A 15,309-nucleotide genomic window follows, 5' to 3' on the forward strand; every position below is an offset into this window, starting at 1 on the left:
AGCCGTAATCGGCGCCGTGATGCATAAGCTCGTGCATCTCATCTATGGTGTCATTCGTACCGGCAAGCCCTTTGACGCCAATTACCTTTCAAAAGGGCTTGCTATTCAAGACGGTATCTGACCCCGGTTTTACTTTTGGAGTTCGGCGGGCAGTTGGGCGCGCAGTTTGGGGTCTAGCGTGCGCAGGGATTTTTCCAGCTGTTCGGCGCGTTGCAGGCTCTGGGCTTGCTCGGGCGTCAGGGCGGGCTTGCGGAAGGCGGCCTGGCCGCCCAGCACGGTCAGCGCGCTGAGGATGGCGATGCCGCAGGCTGCCGCCAGCAGCCGCAGTTCGCGCGGCGTGATCAGCGGCGACTGGGTGGAGATCGGACGCACCGCGCCGGCCGCCGGCGTGGGGACATAGCCGGGCGGATGTTCGCCGTGCACGTGGTTGTCGTGCGCCTGGGGCAGGCCACCGGCCAGGCGGGCTTGCTGTGCCAGTTCCTGCGAGGCGGCGTCGATCAGCGCGACGTGGCGCTGCACCGCTTCTTCCAGCACCGCCTCGTTCAGCGCCACCAGCGCGAATACCGGGTCGTCGACGTCGATTTTGACGCCGGTCTTTTCAAATACCAGGGCGCGCAGCTTTTGCTGATCCATGGCCGCTTACCACTTCACTTTGTCGAGTTGATCGAACAGGTCGCGGAACACCACTTTGATGCGCTGCTTTTCCATGACGTTGAATTTGTCGCTTTCCTTGACCTCGGCCGCGGTCAGGCGCGCGGTGTTCATTTTCTTGATGTCGGCGCCGAAGGTGTCGGCATTGCGCGCCGACAGCACCACCCGGCCGACCACCCGCTGCGCATTGTCGGCGTAGGTCTGCGATTCGATGAACTGTTTGCCGGCCGCCGATTGCAGCAGGCCGAAGTGCTCGTTTTCCCACAGTACCAGCGGCACTTTGGTGGCCTTGGCGGTCGAGACGAAACCAGTGGCGGTATCGTGCAGCGTGTCGCCGCCGCCAACAATGGTGTGGATGTAGACCTTGCGTCCCGACTCCTGCAGCAGCGAGAAGCAGTCGTTCTCGATCAGGTAGCCCATCAGCGGCGAAAAGGTGTTGGCGCCGTTGTCGATGACGCAGTTGCCTTCCTCTTCAAGGATGTCGATCATCAGCGCGTCGAAGCGCTTCGGGTCGATGTTGCGGCTGTCGGTCATCACCGGCACGTGCTTGACGTTCATCGCCTTGTAGCGCGAGAAGGTCGCATTCTCCTGGTCGGTGTCATAGCAGCGCAGCGGCTGCTGGCCCTCGGCCACGTCCTTGCTCGCCACCCATTGCGCAAGAATGGTCGAGACCAGCGTCTTGCCGATGCCGCCTTTGCCCTGGAGAATAAAATGTACCGTGTTTTGCATCAACCACTCCCAAACGCATTTTGAATGCGTCGAGAGTAATTGTTTTGTGGCTCGAAGGCAACCTAGTTGATGAAGCGGAGCAGCCCTTGCAGTGCGTGGATCACGGTTTGTTCGCGTACTTCACGGCGGTCGCCGCTGAATACCAGCCGTTCGGTGTGGACGGTGTCGGCATTGGCCCAGCCAAAGCAGACGGTGCCGACCGGCTTGCCCGGCACCGCGCCGGTCGGGCCGGCGATGCCGGTGGTGGAGACCGCCAGATGCGCATTGCTGGCGCCCAGCGCGCCGCTGGCCATGGCGCCCGCCACTTCTTCCGAGACGCTGCCCATCTGCGCGATCAGCGCGGCCGGCACTTCCAGCATTTCGGTTTTGGAGGCATTGGAATAGGTGACGAAGCCGCAGTCGAACCAGGCAGTCGAGCCGGCGATTTCGGTGATGGCCTGGGCCACGCCGCCGCCAGTGCAGGATTCCGCAGTGGCCAGGATCAGCCCTTTCTCTTGCAGTGCCTTGCCGACCTGGGCGGCGAGATCGAGGATGGTGTCGCTGTTGCTCATGGCTTCTCCTTCTCGGGATGTGTGGCTAAGGGGCTAGTTGGCACTGTACCATGCACTTCGCAATCGATGCCAGTGGTGTGTCGCGCTATCTGAGTTGTAACGCTACAAATAATTACGCATCCGTGCGCCACTAATTGTCGAGGCTGTTAAGCTTACTGATGAGTCCATCAGCCGGAGGCGCAATGATCAGCCAGACCGACATTCAGTACGCTCGCATCCTGATCGTCGACGATCAGCCGGTCAACGTCGAACTGCTGGAGTATCTGCTGACTTCCACCGGCCAGAAGGACGTCACCTCCACCACCGACCCGCGCGTGGTGGCCGCCTGGCACGCTGAACACCGCTATGACCTGATCATCCTCGATCTGCAAATGCCCGGCATGAGCGGCTTCGATGTGATGGAAGCGCTGAAACCGCTGGAGCCCGACGGCTGGCTGCCGGTGCTGGTGGTCACCGCCCAGCCTGACCACAAGATGCGCGCCTTCGAGTGCGGCGCGCGCGATTTCATCAGCAAGCCTTTCGATCCGATAGAGACCCTGATGCGCATCCGTAATATGCTGGAGATGCGCATGCTGCACAACCGCGAGCGCAGCTATAACCAGCGGCTGGAGCAGACGGTGCGCGAGCGGACCGCCGAGCTGCAGCGCTTCCGCAGCGCCATGGACGCCACCGCCGACGCCATCTTCCTGCTCGATGCCGCGACCGCCGAGCTGGTCGATGCCAACGAAGGCGCCTGCCGCATGCTGGCTTATCCGCGCGGCGAGATGCTGGGCCAGACCGCCAGCCGGCTCGGCCTGGGCAATCCCGAGGCGCTGCGCGCGCAGGCGGAACGCCTGGCCGATTACGCCGCCGCCGTTGGCCCCGCACGCTCGCCGGAATTGAACGAACTGGAACTGATGCGCAGCGACCTGATCACCGTGCCGGTCGAGTTGTACTGGCAACTGCTGCAGCGTCCAGGACAGCCGGCCGTGCTGCTGGGCGTGGCGCGCGATATCAGCGAGCGCCGCCAGGCCGAAGAACTGCTGCAGCACATGGCCCATTACGACAGCCTGACCGGCCTGCCGAACCGCACGCTGTTCTTCAAGATCGTCGCCGACGCCATTGCGGTCGCGCAAGACAAGTCGTGGCGCATCGTGGTGCTGATGATCGGCCTGGACCGCTTCAAGAACATCAACGATTCGCTCGGCACGCTGCTTGGCGACGACCTGCTGCGCCAGTTCAGCAACCGGCTGGTGCAGACCGCGCGCATCCGCGATACGGTAGGCCGCGTCGGCGGCGACGAATTCGCGATGGTGCTGACCATGAGCCGCGACCAGCAGGACGCGGTGCACGCCGCCAACGAGGTGCGCGAAGCGCTGCGCCAGCCGTTCGAGCTGGATGGCCACCAGGCCGTGCTCAGCGCCAGCATCGGCATCTCGGTCTATCCGGACGACGCCACCGATCCGCAGACGCTGGTCAAGTACGCCGATACCGCCATGGAGCGCGCCAAGCAGGCCGGCCGCGACGGCTACCGCTTCTTCACCGCCGGCATGAATGTGCAGGTGCTGGCGCGGCTGGACATGGAACTGGCGCTGCGCCGCGCCTTCGATAGCAACGAGCTGCTGCTGCATTTCCAGCCCAAGGTGAATCTGCATACCGGCGGCTTTGCCGGCGTGGAATCGCTGCTGCGCTGGCAGCGGCCCGGCGTCGGCATGGTGTATCCGGCCGAGTTTGTGCCGGTGCTGGAAGATACCGGCTTGGTGGTGCGGGTCGGCGCGTGGATCATCGACGCGGCGTGCAAGCAGATTGTCACCTGGCTCAATGACGGCACTGGCCCGGTGCGGGTGGCGGTCAATGTCGCCAGCCGCCAGTTTGTCGAAGGCGACCTGGAAGGCGTGGTGCGCGAGGCTTTGCAGCGCAACAAGACGCCGCCCGAACTGCTGGAGCTGGAGCTGACCGAAACCGCGCTGATGGTCAATGCCGAGCGCACCATCACCGTGCTGAAAAATCTGAAGGCGATCGGCATCAAGGTGGCCATCGACGACTTCGGCACCGGCTATTCCTCGCTGTCCTATCTGCAGCGCTTCCCGATCGACAAGCTGAAGATCGACATCGCCTTCGTGCGCGACATCACCACCAATCCGAACGACGCGGCGATTGCGCTGGCCATCATCAGCATGGCGCACAGCCTTAAGCTGCAAGTGATCGCCGAAGGCGTGGAGACGCGGGCGCAGCTGGAATACCTGCGGCGCAGCCGCTGTGACGAGATCCAGGGCTATTTCTTCAGCAAGCCGCTGGCGCCGGATGCGCTGGGCGAGCTGGTACGGTCTGGCCGCAGCCTGCCGCCAGCGCCGGGCACGGCCAAGCAGCCGGCGCAGACTTTGCTGATTGTCGATGATGATGTGAATGTATTGGCTTCGCTGCACCGGCTGTTCCGCCGCGACGGCTACCAGATCCTGACCGCCGCCTCACCGACCGAGGCATTCGAGTTGCTGGCGCTGCATGCGGTGCAGGTGATTGTCTGCGACCAGCGCATGCCGGCCATGAGCGGCACCGAATTTCTCAGCAAGGTCAAGGAAATGTATCCGGACACCATACGCATCATCCTGTCCGGCTACACCGGGCTGGAGGCGGTGCTCGATTCGATCAACCGCGGCGCCATCTACCGCTTCTACACCAAGCCGTGGGACGACACCCAGCTGCGCGACAATATCCGCCTGGCCTTCCACCACTACTGGCTGATGCATGGCAGCGGCAAGCGGGTGGGGCAGCCCGGTGAGGATGCGACCGCGCTGCCGTCGGTGCTTCAGCCGGCGAAGTGATCGAAGCCGCTGAGTTGCAGGTCGAGCGGCTTGCCGCTGGCGTCCACCAGCCGCAGGCCGGCATCGGCGTCGATGCTGCCTACCCGCGTTACCGGCGTGGCGACACTGCCGGCCGCCGCGAGCACCGCCGCGCGTGCCGAGGCCGGCGCGGTGAAGCACAGTTCATAGTCATCGCCGCCGGCAGCGCTGTAGGCGCGGCGTAGCGCCGTGTCCTGCGTGGCCAGGATGTCGCCGGCCGGCAGCGCATCGACATCCAGCGTGGCGCCCACTTGCGACAGTTTGAGGATGTGGCCGAGGTCGCCGATCAGGCCGTCAGAAATATCAATCGCCGCATGCGCGATGCCTTGCTCGGCCAGCAGCACGCCCAGTTCGACGCGCGGCACCGGCGTATGCATGCGCACGGCGGCCGCGCGCTGGCTGGCGGCGTCCAGCTGGCACGGCAGTTCCAGCCGGTAGCCGGCCAGCGCCAGGCGCGCGTCGCCCAGCGTGCCGGAAATCCAGATGTCGTCGCCTGGCTTGGCGGCGGCGCGGCGCAGCGCCTGGCCGGGACGCAGCTCGCCAAATACGGTGATGCAGATATTCAGCGGTCCCTTGGTGGTGTCGCCGCCGATCAGCTCGATGTTGAAAGCGTCGGCCAGCGCGAACAGGCCTTGCGAAAAACCTTGCAGCCAGGTGCGGTTGGCTTCCGGCAGCGCCAGCGCCAGCGTGAAGCCGACCGGGCGCGCGCCCATCGCCGCCAGGTCGGACAGATTGACTGCCAGCGCCTTGTGGCCTAGCCGGACCGGATCTTCACCGGCGAAGAAGTGGCGGCCCTCGACCAGCATGTCGGACGAGATGGCGGTCTGCATGCCGGGCGTGGGCGCGATCAGTGCGCAATCGTCGCCGATGCCCAGCGCAGCGCGCGCGGCATGGTGGGGACGCTGGAAGTATTCCTTGATGAGGTCGAATTCGGAGAGCATGGCGGTATTGTACCGCCGCTAAGCTATCCTTTTTTGCAGACTTTCCATGCCGATCGCCGGCAGCGATTCGTCCGACAGAAAGAGCCAGTCATGGTTGGCCAGCCGCACTGCTACGCCGTTGACGTGGAAGCGGCTCAGCAGATTCGGCGTGAAGAACAGCTGCGGCCCGGCTTCGTAAGAGGCGCCGGCCAGCACGATGTAGAGCTTGCTGTTGCCGGCCTCGATGGTGGTGGCGTCCAGGGTCAGCTGGTCGAGCCGGCCCTGGCCGGTATGGATCAGGCCGCCAAGCGAGCGGCTGTAGACAAACGCCAATTGCTGGCCGCTCGCGTGCCAGTGCAGCAATTGCTGCCAGGCCGCGCCCTGTGGCGAGGCGCCGGCCGGTTCGGGAAGATGTTGGCAAACTACCAAGGCGGACATGGCATTCTCCTGATCGACGACAGCAGGCTTCAGCTTAGCTGAATTGCGAACCGATACGGTTCGCATGGTGAAATATCAGTAATTTCAATTGGATCCGATGGATTGATAGTTATTCATAATCATTTTCAAAAATTGATTATATTGTCCCTATCTGGGGTTTATTAGCGTAAAAATTCGGCTAACCCACGCCTTGTTCATAAAAAATGCTGATAACCCTTCTTGCTGTGCGTGAAAATACCTAGTTATGCACAGGGGCTGGTCTGATAAAATCATAGGCCTTCGATCGCACAATATGGGAAGGCAGTACAGCATGGATTCGTCACCTGAGAAAAAAGAAGCAATTCGTCAACAACTGCGCGCATCTGCGCTGGAATACCACGAGTTTCCGACACCAGGCAAAATCAGCGTAACCCCGACCAAGCAACTGACCAACCAGCGCGACCTGGCGCTGGCCTACTCCCCTGGCGTAGCTGCGCCTTGCGAAGAGATCGTCATCGATCCGGCTAACGCCTATAAATACACCGCTCGCGGCAATCTGGTCGCCGTCATCACCAACGGCACCGCCGTGCTGGGCCTGGGCAATATCGGTCCGCTGGCCGCCAAGCCTGTGATGGAAGGCAAGGGCGTGCTGTTCAAGAAATTCGCCGGCATCGATGTGTTCGACATCGAAATCAACGAGCAAGATCCGGACAAGCTGGTGGAAGTCATCGCCGCGCTGGAACCGACCTTCGGCGGCATCAACCTGGAAGACATCAAGGCGCCGGAATGCTTCACCATCGAGCGCAAGCTGCGCGAGCGCATGCAGATTCCAGTGTTCCACGACGACCAGCACGGCACCGCCATCATCGTCGGCGCGGCCATCCTGAACGGCATTTCGCTGGTTGGCAAAGACATCAAAAAATGTAAGCTGGTGGTGTCCGGCGCTGGCGCTGCTGCGCTGGCCTGCCTGGACCTGATCGTCGACCTCGGCTTCCCGCTGGAAAATATCTACGTGACCGACCTGGCAGGCGTGGTCTACAAGGGCCGCACCGAGCTGATGGACCCGGACAAGGAACGCTTCGCCCGTGAAACCGACGCCCGCACGCTGGCGGAAGTTATTCCGGATGCGGATATCTTCCTGGGCGTATCGGCCGGCGGCGTGCTGAAGCAGGACATGGTCAAGGCCATGGCGCCGAACCCGCTGATCCTGGCGCTGGCCAATCCGAATCCGGAAATCCTGCCGGAAGACGTCAAGGCGGTGCGCGGCGACGCGGTGATCTGCACTGGCCGTTCGGACTATCCGAACCAGGTCAACAACGTGCTGTGCTTCCCGTACATCTTCCGGGGTGCGCTGGATTGCGGCGCCACCACCATCACCCGCGAAATGGAAATCGCCGTGGTGCACGCGATTGCCGAGCTGGCGCACGCCGAGCAGTCGGACATCGTTGCCACCACCTACGGCTTCACCAATCTGTCGTTCGGCCCTGAATACCTGATTCCGATGCCATTCGATCCGCGCCTGCTGACCAAGATCGCACCGGCGGTGGCCAAGGCCGCCGAGGATTCCGGTGTCGCCACCCGTCCAATCAAAGATCTGCAAGCCTACGAAGAAAGCCTGCAGCAGTTCGTCTACCGCTCGGGCACCTTCATGAAGCCGCTGTTCGCGGTGGCCAAGAAGGCGCCGCTGGACGTCAAGCGCATTGTCTACGCCGAAGGCGAAGAAGAGCGCGTGCTGCGTGCGGTGCAGGTGGTGGTCGATGAGAAGCTGGCGCGTCCGATTCTGGTGGGCCGTCCGGCCGTGCTGGAAACCCGTATCGCCAAGTTCGGCCTGCGCCTGAAGCTGGGCGTGGATTTCGACGTCATCAACCCGGACCACGATGACCGCTATCGCGACTACTGGACCACCTATTACGAGCTGACCGCGCGCAAGGGCGTGACCCAGGAGTACGCCAAGCTGGAAATGCGCCGCCGCCACTCGCTGATCGGCGCCATGATGATCAAGAAGGGCGACGCCGACGGCATGATCTGCGGCACTTTCGGCACCACCCAGCTGCACCTGCACTATATCGACCAGGTGCTGGGCCGCCGCGAAGGCGCTTGCGTGTACGCCGCCATGAATGTGCTGGTGCTGCCGCAGCGCCAGCTGGTGATGGTCGACACCCACGTCAACGAAGATCCGGACGCCAACGAGCTGGCTGCGATCACCGTTATGGCTGCCGACGAGATGCGCCGCTTCGGCCTGTCGCCGCGTGCCGCGCTGCTGTCGCACTCCAACTTTGGCTCGTCCGACAGCGCTTCGGCCCGCAAGATGCGCGCTGCGCTGGAACTGGTCAAGCAGCGCGATCCATCGCTGGAAGTGGACGGCGAAATGCACGGCGATGCCGCGCTGGATTCCAAGCTGCGCAACCAGATCATGCCGAACTCGACCCTGACCGGCGACGCCAACCTGCTGGTGATGCCGAATATCGAATCGGCCAATATCGCCTACAACCTGGTGAAAACCTCGTCCGGCAACGGCATCGCGGTCGGTCCTATCCTGCTGGGCTGCGCCAAGCCGGTGCATATCCTGACTCCGTCGGCCACCGTGCGCCGTATCGTCAACATGACCGCGCTGTGCGTGGTGGATGCGGTCGCCCAGCGCAAGGTATAAGCGGAAACAACAAAGCCGGTCGCCCGCTCATGGTGGGTGACCGGTTTTTTTATTTCTCCTGTAACAAGATGTAAGTGATGTAAAACGAGGGTTTTCGTTAGAAATGCTCATGTAGCGCTCTGTTACAATATCGGGCTACTAAGATTACCCACGATTTGGATTGGCATTCACCCATGCAGAAAACAAAAAAAGCCCTGGTCACGGGCATTACTGGTCAAGACGGCGCTTATCTGGCTGAACTGCTGCTGGAAAAAGGTTATGAAGTCACCGGCACCTACCGCCGCACCAGCTCCGTCAACTTCTGGCGCATCGAAGAGCTGGGCATCCAATCGCACCCGAATCTGAAGCTGGTTGAATACGACCTGACCGACCTGAGTTCCAGCATCCGCCTGATCCAGACTGCCGAGCCGGACGAGGTGTACAACCTGGCCGCGCAAAGCTTTGTCGGCGTGTCGTTCGAGCAGCCGGTCACCACGGCGGAAATCACCGGCATCGGTCCGGTCAATCTGCTGGAAGCCATCCGCATCGTCAATCCGAAGATCCGCTTCTATCAGGCGTCGACCTCGGAAATGTTCGGCAAGGTGCAAGCCGTGCCGCAAAAAGAAGATACCCCTTTCTATCCGCGCAGCCCCTATGGCGTGGCTAAGCTGTACGCACACTGGATGACCGTGAATTACCGCGAGTCGTATGGCATCTTCGGCTCGTCCGGCATCCTGTTCAACCACGAGTCGCCGCTGCGCGGCCGTGAGTTCGTCACCCGCAAGATCACCGACTCGGTGGCCAAGATCCACCTGGGCAAGCTGGACGTGCTGGAACTGGGCAACCTGGACGCCAAGCGCGACTGGGGCTTTGCCAAGGAATACGTGGAAGGCATGTGGCGCATCCTCCAGGCCGACCAGCCTGACACCTATGTGCTGGCCACCAACCGTACTGAAACCGTGCGCGACTTCGTGTCGATGGCCTTCAAGGCAGTCGATGTGGCGCTGGAGTGGAGCGGCTCGGCCGACAATGAAATCGGCACCTGCAAGCAAACCGGCAAGGTGCTGGTGCGCGTCAATCCAAAGTTCTACCGTCCTGCGGAAGTGGAACTGCTGATCGGCGATCCGGCCAAGGCCACCAGGGAACTGGGCTGGAAACCATCGACCACGCTGGAACAGCTGTGCCAGATGATGGTGGAAGCTGACCTGCGCCGCAACAAGGCCGGCTTCTCGTTCTAATTCAAGGAGGCCCCATGGCTGCTGAAGGTGCGGGCAAACGCGCCCTGATTACCGGTTTGTCCGGCTTCACCGGCCACTACGCCGCGCAGGAATTGCGCGCGGCCGGCTACCAGGTCTTCGGCACCATCACCCCCGGCCACGCGCCGGGCGAGGGCGAGTTCGCGGTTGATCTGCTGGACCGCGCCGGCCTGGCCGAGGTGATCCGGCAGGTGCAGCCGGATGTGGTGGCGCACCTGGCGGCGATTGCCTTCGTGGCGCACGGCGACGTGGAACAGATCTACCGCGTCAACGTGGTCGGCACGCGCAACCTGCTCGAAGCGCTGGCGTCGTCGGAGAAGAAACCGTCGGCGGTGCTGCTGGCGTCCAGCGCCAATATCTATGGCAATACCGACGTCGGCGTGATCCACGAAGACGTGCCGGCGGCGCCGGCCAACGACTATGCGGTCAGCAAGCTGGCCATGGAATACATGGCGCGGCTGTGGCAGGACAAGCTGCCGTTGATCTTCGTCCGTCCTTTCAACTACACCGGCGTTGGCCAGGCGGACAACTTCCTGCTGCCGAAAATCGTCACGCACTTCCGCCGCAAGGCGGCCGACATCGAGCTGGGCAACCTGCATGTGTGGCGCGATTTTTCCGATGTGCGCATGGTCGCGCAAAGCTACCGCAAGCTGCTGGCCGCACCTGCCGCTGTGGGCGGCACCTTCAATATCTGCTCCGGCCACGCCTACTCGCTGGGCGAGGCGCTGGACATGATGGCCGATATCGCCGGCTACAAGATCAACGTCCACGTCAATCCGGCCTTTGTGCGGGCCAATGAAGTGGTGCGCCTGGTGGGCGACAACCGCCGTCTGGCCGTTGCCACCGGCCCGCTGGATACCGTGCCGCTGGCCGACACGCTGCGCTGGATGTACGCGGCTTGAACACACAGACTGCCTTGCGTGTCGGCCTGTCGGTGACGACGGCCGAGCCGCTGCTGACCGGCGGCCGCCTGGATGGCTTGGGCGTGTACAGCCGCGCGCTGCTGGAGCATCTGCCGGGCGCCGGCGTCGAAGTGCTGCCGCTGTCGTTTGCGCCGCATGGCGATGCGCGCAAGGTGCAGCTGGGCCGCGCGCTGCCGCTGTCGTTTCCGCTGGCCACGCTTGGGGATATGGTACTGCCGTCATCGGTACACCTGAGCACCCAGGCCGTACTGGCGAAAGATACGCGCGGCACGGCGCCGCTGGACCTGTTCCACGCCACCGATTACCGCATCGTGCGCATGGACTGCCCGGTGGTGGCCACGCTGCACGACGCGCTGCCGATTTCGCATCCGCAGTGGGCCAGCCCGAAATTGCGCAAGCTGAAGAACTGGCTGCAGGCCAGGGCGGCACGCAAGGCGCAGCATGTCATCACTGGATCGCATTATTCGATCCGCGAACTGGTCGAGCATTTCGGCGTCGATGAAAACAAGATCAGCGTGGTGCACCACGGCGTGGCCGCGCACTGGTTCGAACCGCCGCCAGGCGACGAGCGCGATGTCACGCTGGGCCTGCACGGCCTGCGCGAAGGCTATTTCCTGTTCGTCGGCACGCTGCAGCCGCGCAAGAACGTCGAGCGCCTGCTGGAAGCCTACTTGTCGCTGCCGCCGGTGCTGCGTTCGGCGCGCCAGCTGGTGATTGTCGGCCAGCCGGGCTGGCGCAGCGAGGAACTGGTCAAGCGCATCAAGGATGCGCAGCAGCGCGGCGAGAACGTGGTGTGGCTGGACCAGCTGACCGACGACCGCCACCTGCGGCATCTCTACGCCGGCGCCGGCGCCTTCATCTTCCCGTCGCTGCACGAAGGCTTCGGCCTGCCGCTGGTGGAAGCCTTTGCCGCCGGTGTGCCGGTGGCCTGCTCCAACACCACCTCGCTGCCGGAAGTGGCGAACGGCGCGGCGCTGGAGTTCGATCCGCTGTCGGTCGGCGACATCACCGCCGCCATGACCACGCTGGCGCGCGACGACACAGTGCGCGCGCGCTGCATCGCGGCCGGCCAGCGCCGCGCGCTGGAGCTGACCTGGGATGCAGCGGCGCGCCGCACCGTCGCCGTCTATCATCAAGTTTTGTCACACTGAATACCATGCGCGTCCTGCATTTTTCCAAGACTTATTACCCGGACAACTGGGGCGGTATCGAGCAAGTGATACGCCAGCTGTGCGTGGGCACCGGACGCCTGGGCGTGACCAATGAATTGCTGACACTGAGCCGCAACGGCCCGTCCGTCATCGAAGTCGATGGCCACACCGTGCATCGCGCCAAGCTGGATTTTGAAGTCGCTTCGACCGGCTTCTCGTTTTCCGCCATCCGCAAGCTGGCGCAGCTGGCGCAGGATGCGGACGTGATCCATTACCACTTCCCGTGGCCGTTCATGGACATCGCGCACTTCGCGGCGCGCATCGACAAGCCCAGCGTGGTGACCTATCACTCGGACATCGTGCGCCAGAAAAATCTGCTGCGCCTGTATAGTCCGTTGCAGCACCGCTTCCTCGGCAGCGTGGACACGGTGGTCGCCAGTTCGCCCAACTACATGGCCTCATCGCCGGTGCTGAAGCGCTTTGCGGACAAGACCCGCATCATCACCTATGGCCTGGACAAGGCGATCTACCGCCAGCCGTCGCAGCAGGCCAAGGACAAATGGCGCGCCCAGTGCGGCGAGCGCTTCTTCCTGTTCGTCGGCGTGCTGCGCTATTACAAGGGCCTGCACATCCTGCTGGACGCGATGGCCCATATCGATTACCCGGTGGTGATCGCCGGCGCCGGCCCGATCGAAAAGGAATTGAAAGCGCATGCGCAGCGCCTGGGCCTGACCCATGTGCAGTTCATCGGTGCGGTGGACGAGGAAGACAAGGCGGCCCTGCTGGAGCTGAGCTACGCGATGGTGTTCCCGTCGCACCTGCGCTCGGAGTCGTTCGGCATCTCGCTGCTGGAAGGCGCGATGTTCGGCAAGCCGATGATCTCCAGCGAGATCGGCACCGGCACCACCTACATCAACATCGACAACGACACCGGCCTGGTGGTGCCGCCGGACGATCCGGCGGCGCTGGGCGCAGCGATGCGCAAGCTGTGGGAAAACCCGGCGCTGGCGGCCGGGATGGGCCGCCGCGCCGAAGCGCGCTACTGGGAACTGTTCACCGCCGAGAAGATGGCCGAAAACTACCTGGACCTGTACCGCGAACTGGCCGCCAAGCCAAGCTAAGGCGCGCAAGGTAGAATACGCGCTTACCACTGAATTCTGGAGACTCGCGTGCGCTGCCTGGTGATCGAAGACGAAGCCGAAACCTCCAACTATATCTGCAAGGGCCTGCGCGAGGCGGGCTATATGGTCACCGCCGCCGCCACCGGCCCGGATGGCCTGGACTACGCCAGCAGCGAGGAATGGGACATCATCATCCTCGACCGCATGCTGCCCGGCCGCATCGACGGCCTGTCCATCGTCGACAAGCTGCGCGCGCTGGGCAAGCAGACGCCAGTCATCATCGTCAGCGCGCTGACCACCATCGACGCCCGCGTCACCGGCCTGCGCGGCGGCGCCGACGATTACCTGTCCAAGCCATTTGCCTTCTCCGAGCTGCTGGCGCGGGTGGAAGCGCTGCTGCGCCGCAGTGCGCCGGGCGCCGACAGTACGCAATTGCAAGTGGCCGACCTGCGGCTGGACCTGCGCACGCTGCGCGTCACGCGCGGCAACAAGGTGATCACCTTGCAGCCGCGCGAATACCGCTTGCTCGAATACCTGATGCGCAACGAGAACCAGGTGGTGACCCGCACCATGCTGCTGGAATCGGTGTGGGACTATCACTTTGACCCGCAGACCAATGTGATCGACGTGCAGATCTCGCGGCTGCGCGCCAAGGTCGACAAGGACTTCCCGGTGATGCTGATCCACACGCTGCGCGGCGTTGGCTACCGCATGGGCGTGACCCCGCCGGATGAGGCGGAGCAGGGGTGATGAAGCTGCGCGGCTCGATTGTCGCCAAGCTGGTGCTTGGCTATGGCCTGCTGGGCATCGCCTCCATCGTCGCGGTGTCGGTGGTGTTCTACAGCGGCACCATCGGCGTGATCGACCAGAACATCGACGGCAAGATCACTGAACAGACCGAGCACCTGCTGGACAATGTGGCCGATGGCGGCCAGGTGGCGCTGAAGGCGGAAGTCAAGCGCCTGCTGAGCGACGGCATCGACAACGACCGCGAAATTTTCCAGATCGTTGATAGCGACGGCGAGCCGATCGCGGGCAACCTCTCGTCATGGCCCAGCCTCGATGAGGCGCCCGATATGGTGACCTCGGATGTACTGCGCAACGGCCGCATCGCGCCGGCGCGCCTGTACCTGCGGCCTTTGGTGCTGGGCGGCGTGCTGATTGTCGGGCGCGACCTGAGCGAAGAAGAGGCGGTGCGCGAAGTGATCTGGCGCGCGCTGCTGGCCGGCGCCTGCGTGTCGCTGATGCTGACCATTGCCGGCGCCATGCTGTTCCGCCGCAGCATCGAGGCGCGGTTGGGCGAAATCCGCCGCACGGCGGCGCAGATCGAGGCAGGCGACCTGAGTCCGCGCATCCCGGTCACCGGCAATGATGAATTCGCGCTGCTGAACCGCGACATCAACCGCATGCTGGACCGCATCGAGCTGCTGATGGATGGCGTGCGCAATGTCTCCAACGCCATTGCCCATGACCTGCGCACGCCGCTGAGCCGCATTCGCGGGCGGCTGGACGACGCGCTGCGCCACGAGGCGTCGGTGCCCCGGCTATCCACCGCCGCGCACGACGCCATTGACGATATCGACGACCTGATACGGCTGTTCGAGCGCCTGCTGCAAATCGCCGAGGCGGAAGCCGGCGTGCGCGCGCGCCTGTTCGAGCGGCTCGATCTGGGCCGCGTGGTGGCCGATATCGGTGAAATGTACGAGGCGATTGCTGAAGATAGCGAGATCAAGCTGACGGTGGACGCGCCGGCTTCGCTGAACGTGGAGGGCGACCGCAACCTGCTGGCCAGCGCCATCGCCAGCCTGATCGACAACGCCATCAAGTACGCCGGCCCTGGCTCGACCATCCATGTGCGCGCCGGCCTGTATCACGGCGAAGCCGCGATCTCGGTGCACGACAACGGCCCTGGCATCCCCGACGACGAACGCGGCAAGGTGACGCAGCGCTTCTATCGCGTCGACCAGAGCCGCCACCTGCCGGGCAATGGCCTGGGCCTGTCCATCGTCAGCGCCACCGCCAAATCGCATGACGGCAAGCTGGTGCTGGAAGACGGCGCACCGGGGCTGATCGCCCGCATCGTGCTGCCCCTGGCGCCGGCTAGCTAACCAACTCGTAATGTGACCGCAAGCTTGTGGAAAG

Annotated in this window: 13 protein-coding genes; 8 read left to right on the forward strand and 5 right to left on the reverse strand. The window is 63.5% G+C overall.

The annotated features are described in order from the left end of the window. Positions 1-129: 129 nt before the first annotated feature. The 3 genes from KW842_RS15650 to KW842_RS15660 all read right to left on the reverse strand — a co-directional run bounded on the left by KW842_RS15650 (position 130) and on the right by KW842_RS15660 (position 1,931). On the reverse strand, positions 130-633 hold the full coding sequence (locus KW842_RS15650; RefSeq protein WP_218305044.1) for a hypothetical protein: 504 nt from the start codon (positions 631-633) through the stop codon (positions 130-132). Between the two features lie 6 nt (positions 634-639). Next, positions 640-1,380 carry a hypothetical protein gene (locus tag KW842_RS15655; RefSeq protein WP_218305045.1) on the reverse strand — a complete coding sequence of 247 codons (741 nt, stop codon included), beginning with the start codon at positions 1,378-1,380 and terminating at the stop codon, positions 640-642. A gap of 62 nt (positions 1,381-1,442) precedes the next feature. After that, positions 1,443-1,931 carry a CinA family protein gene (locus KW842_RS15660; protein WP_218305046.1) on the reverse strand — a complete coding sequence of 163 codons (489 nt, stop codon included), beginning with the start codon at positions 1,929-1,931 and terminating at the stop codon, positions 1,443-1,445. A 182-nt stretch (positions 1,932-2,113) separates the two neighbouring features. Between KW842_RS15660 and KW842_RS15665 the strand changes: the two genes are divergently transcribed. Continuing rightward, positions 2,114-4,732 (forward strand): EAL domain-containing protein, encoded by a 2,619-nt coding sequence (locus tag KW842_RS15665; protein WP_218305047.1) that lies wholly within the window; start codon positions 2,114-2,116, stop codon positions 4,730-4,732. On the opposite strand, the gene thiL is transcribed toward KW842_RS15665, so the two are convergent. Both thiL and KW842_RS15675 read right to left on the reverse strand, forming a co-directional pair. Continuing rightward, positions 4,717-5,691: a thiamine-phosphate kinase gene (thiL, locus tag KW842_RS15670; protein ID WP_218305048.1), complete on the reverse strand. Its 975-nt coding sequence runs from the start codon at positions 5,689-5,691 to the stop codon at positions 4,717-4,719. The genes KW842_RS15665 and thiL overlap by 16 nt on opposite strands. A gap of 18 nt (positions 5,692-5,709) precedes the next feature. Beyond that, positions 5,710-6,108: a hypothetical protein gene (locus KW842_RS15675; protein WP_218305049.1), complete on the reverse strand. Its 399-nt coding sequence runs from the start codon at positions 6,106-6,108 to the stop codon at positions 5,710-5,712. 310 nt (positions 6,109-6,418) lie between these two features. Between KW842_RS15675 and KW842_RS15680 the strand changes: the two genes are divergently transcribed. The 7 genes from KW842_RS15680 to KW842_RS15710 all read left to right on the forward strand — a co-directional run bounded on the left by KW842_RS15680 (position 6,419) and on the right by KW842_RS15710 (position 15,275). Then, positions 6,419-8,737, forward strand: coding sequence for an NADP-dependent malic enzyme (locus KW842_RS15680; protein WP_218305050.1), 2,319 nt, complete (start codon positions 6,419-6,421; stop codon positions 8,735-8,737). Between the two features lie 173 nt (positions 8,738-8,910). Next, positions 8,911-9,954 (forward strand): GDP-mannose 4,6-dehydratase, encoded by a 1,044-nt coding sequence (gmd, locus tag KW842_RS15685; protein ID WP_218305051.1) that lies wholly within the window; start codon positions 8,911-8,913, stop codon positions 9,952-9,954. Positions 9,955-9,968: 14 nt separating this feature from the next. Further along, the gene (locus tag KW842_RS15690; protein WP_218305052.1) at positions 9,969-10,874 is read left to right on the forward strand and encodes a GDP-mannose 4,6-dehydratase; all 906 of its coding nucleotides are present in this window, start codon (positions 9,969-9,971) and stop codon (positions 10,872-10,874) included. Beyond that, positions 10,871-12,046: a glycosyltransferase family 1 protein gene (locus KW842_RS15695; protein ID WP_218305053.1), complete on the forward strand. Its 1,176-nt coding sequence runs from the start codon at positions 10,871-10,873 to the stop codon at positions 12,044-12,046. The genes KW842_RS15690 and KW842_RS15695 overlap by 4 nt, the downstream gene beginning before the upstream one ends. A 5-nt stretch (positions 12,047-12,051) precedes the next feature. After that, the gene (locus tag KW842_RS15700) at positions 12,052-13,167 is read left to right on the forward strand and encodes a glycosyltransferase family 4 protein (protein ID WP_218305054.1); all 1,116 of its coding nucleotides are present in this window, start codon (positions 12,052-12,054) and stop codon (positions 13,165-13,167) included. A gap of 48 nt (positions 13,168-13,215) precedes the next feature. Next, complete coding sequence (locus tag KW842_RS15705) at positions 13,216-13,917, forward strand: response regulator transcription factor (RefSeq protein ID WP_218305055.1); 702 nt, start codon at positions 13,216-13,218, stop codon at positions 13,915-13,917. Continuing rightward, entirely contained in the window at positions 13,917-15,275 is a 1,359-nt protein-coding gene (locus KW842_RS15710) for a HAMP domain-containing sensor histidine kinase (RefSeq protein WP_229223747.1), read from the forward strand. The genes KW842_RS15705 and KW842_RS15710 overlap by 1 nt, the downstream gene beginning before the upstream one ends. Positions 15,276-15,309 lie beyond the last annotated feature (34 nt).

The sequence above is a fragment of the Duganella sp. sic0402 genome (assembly GCF_019219065.1).
Lineage (GTDB): Bacteria > Pseudomonadota > Gammaproteobacteria > Burkholderiales > Burkholderiaceae_D > Rugamonas.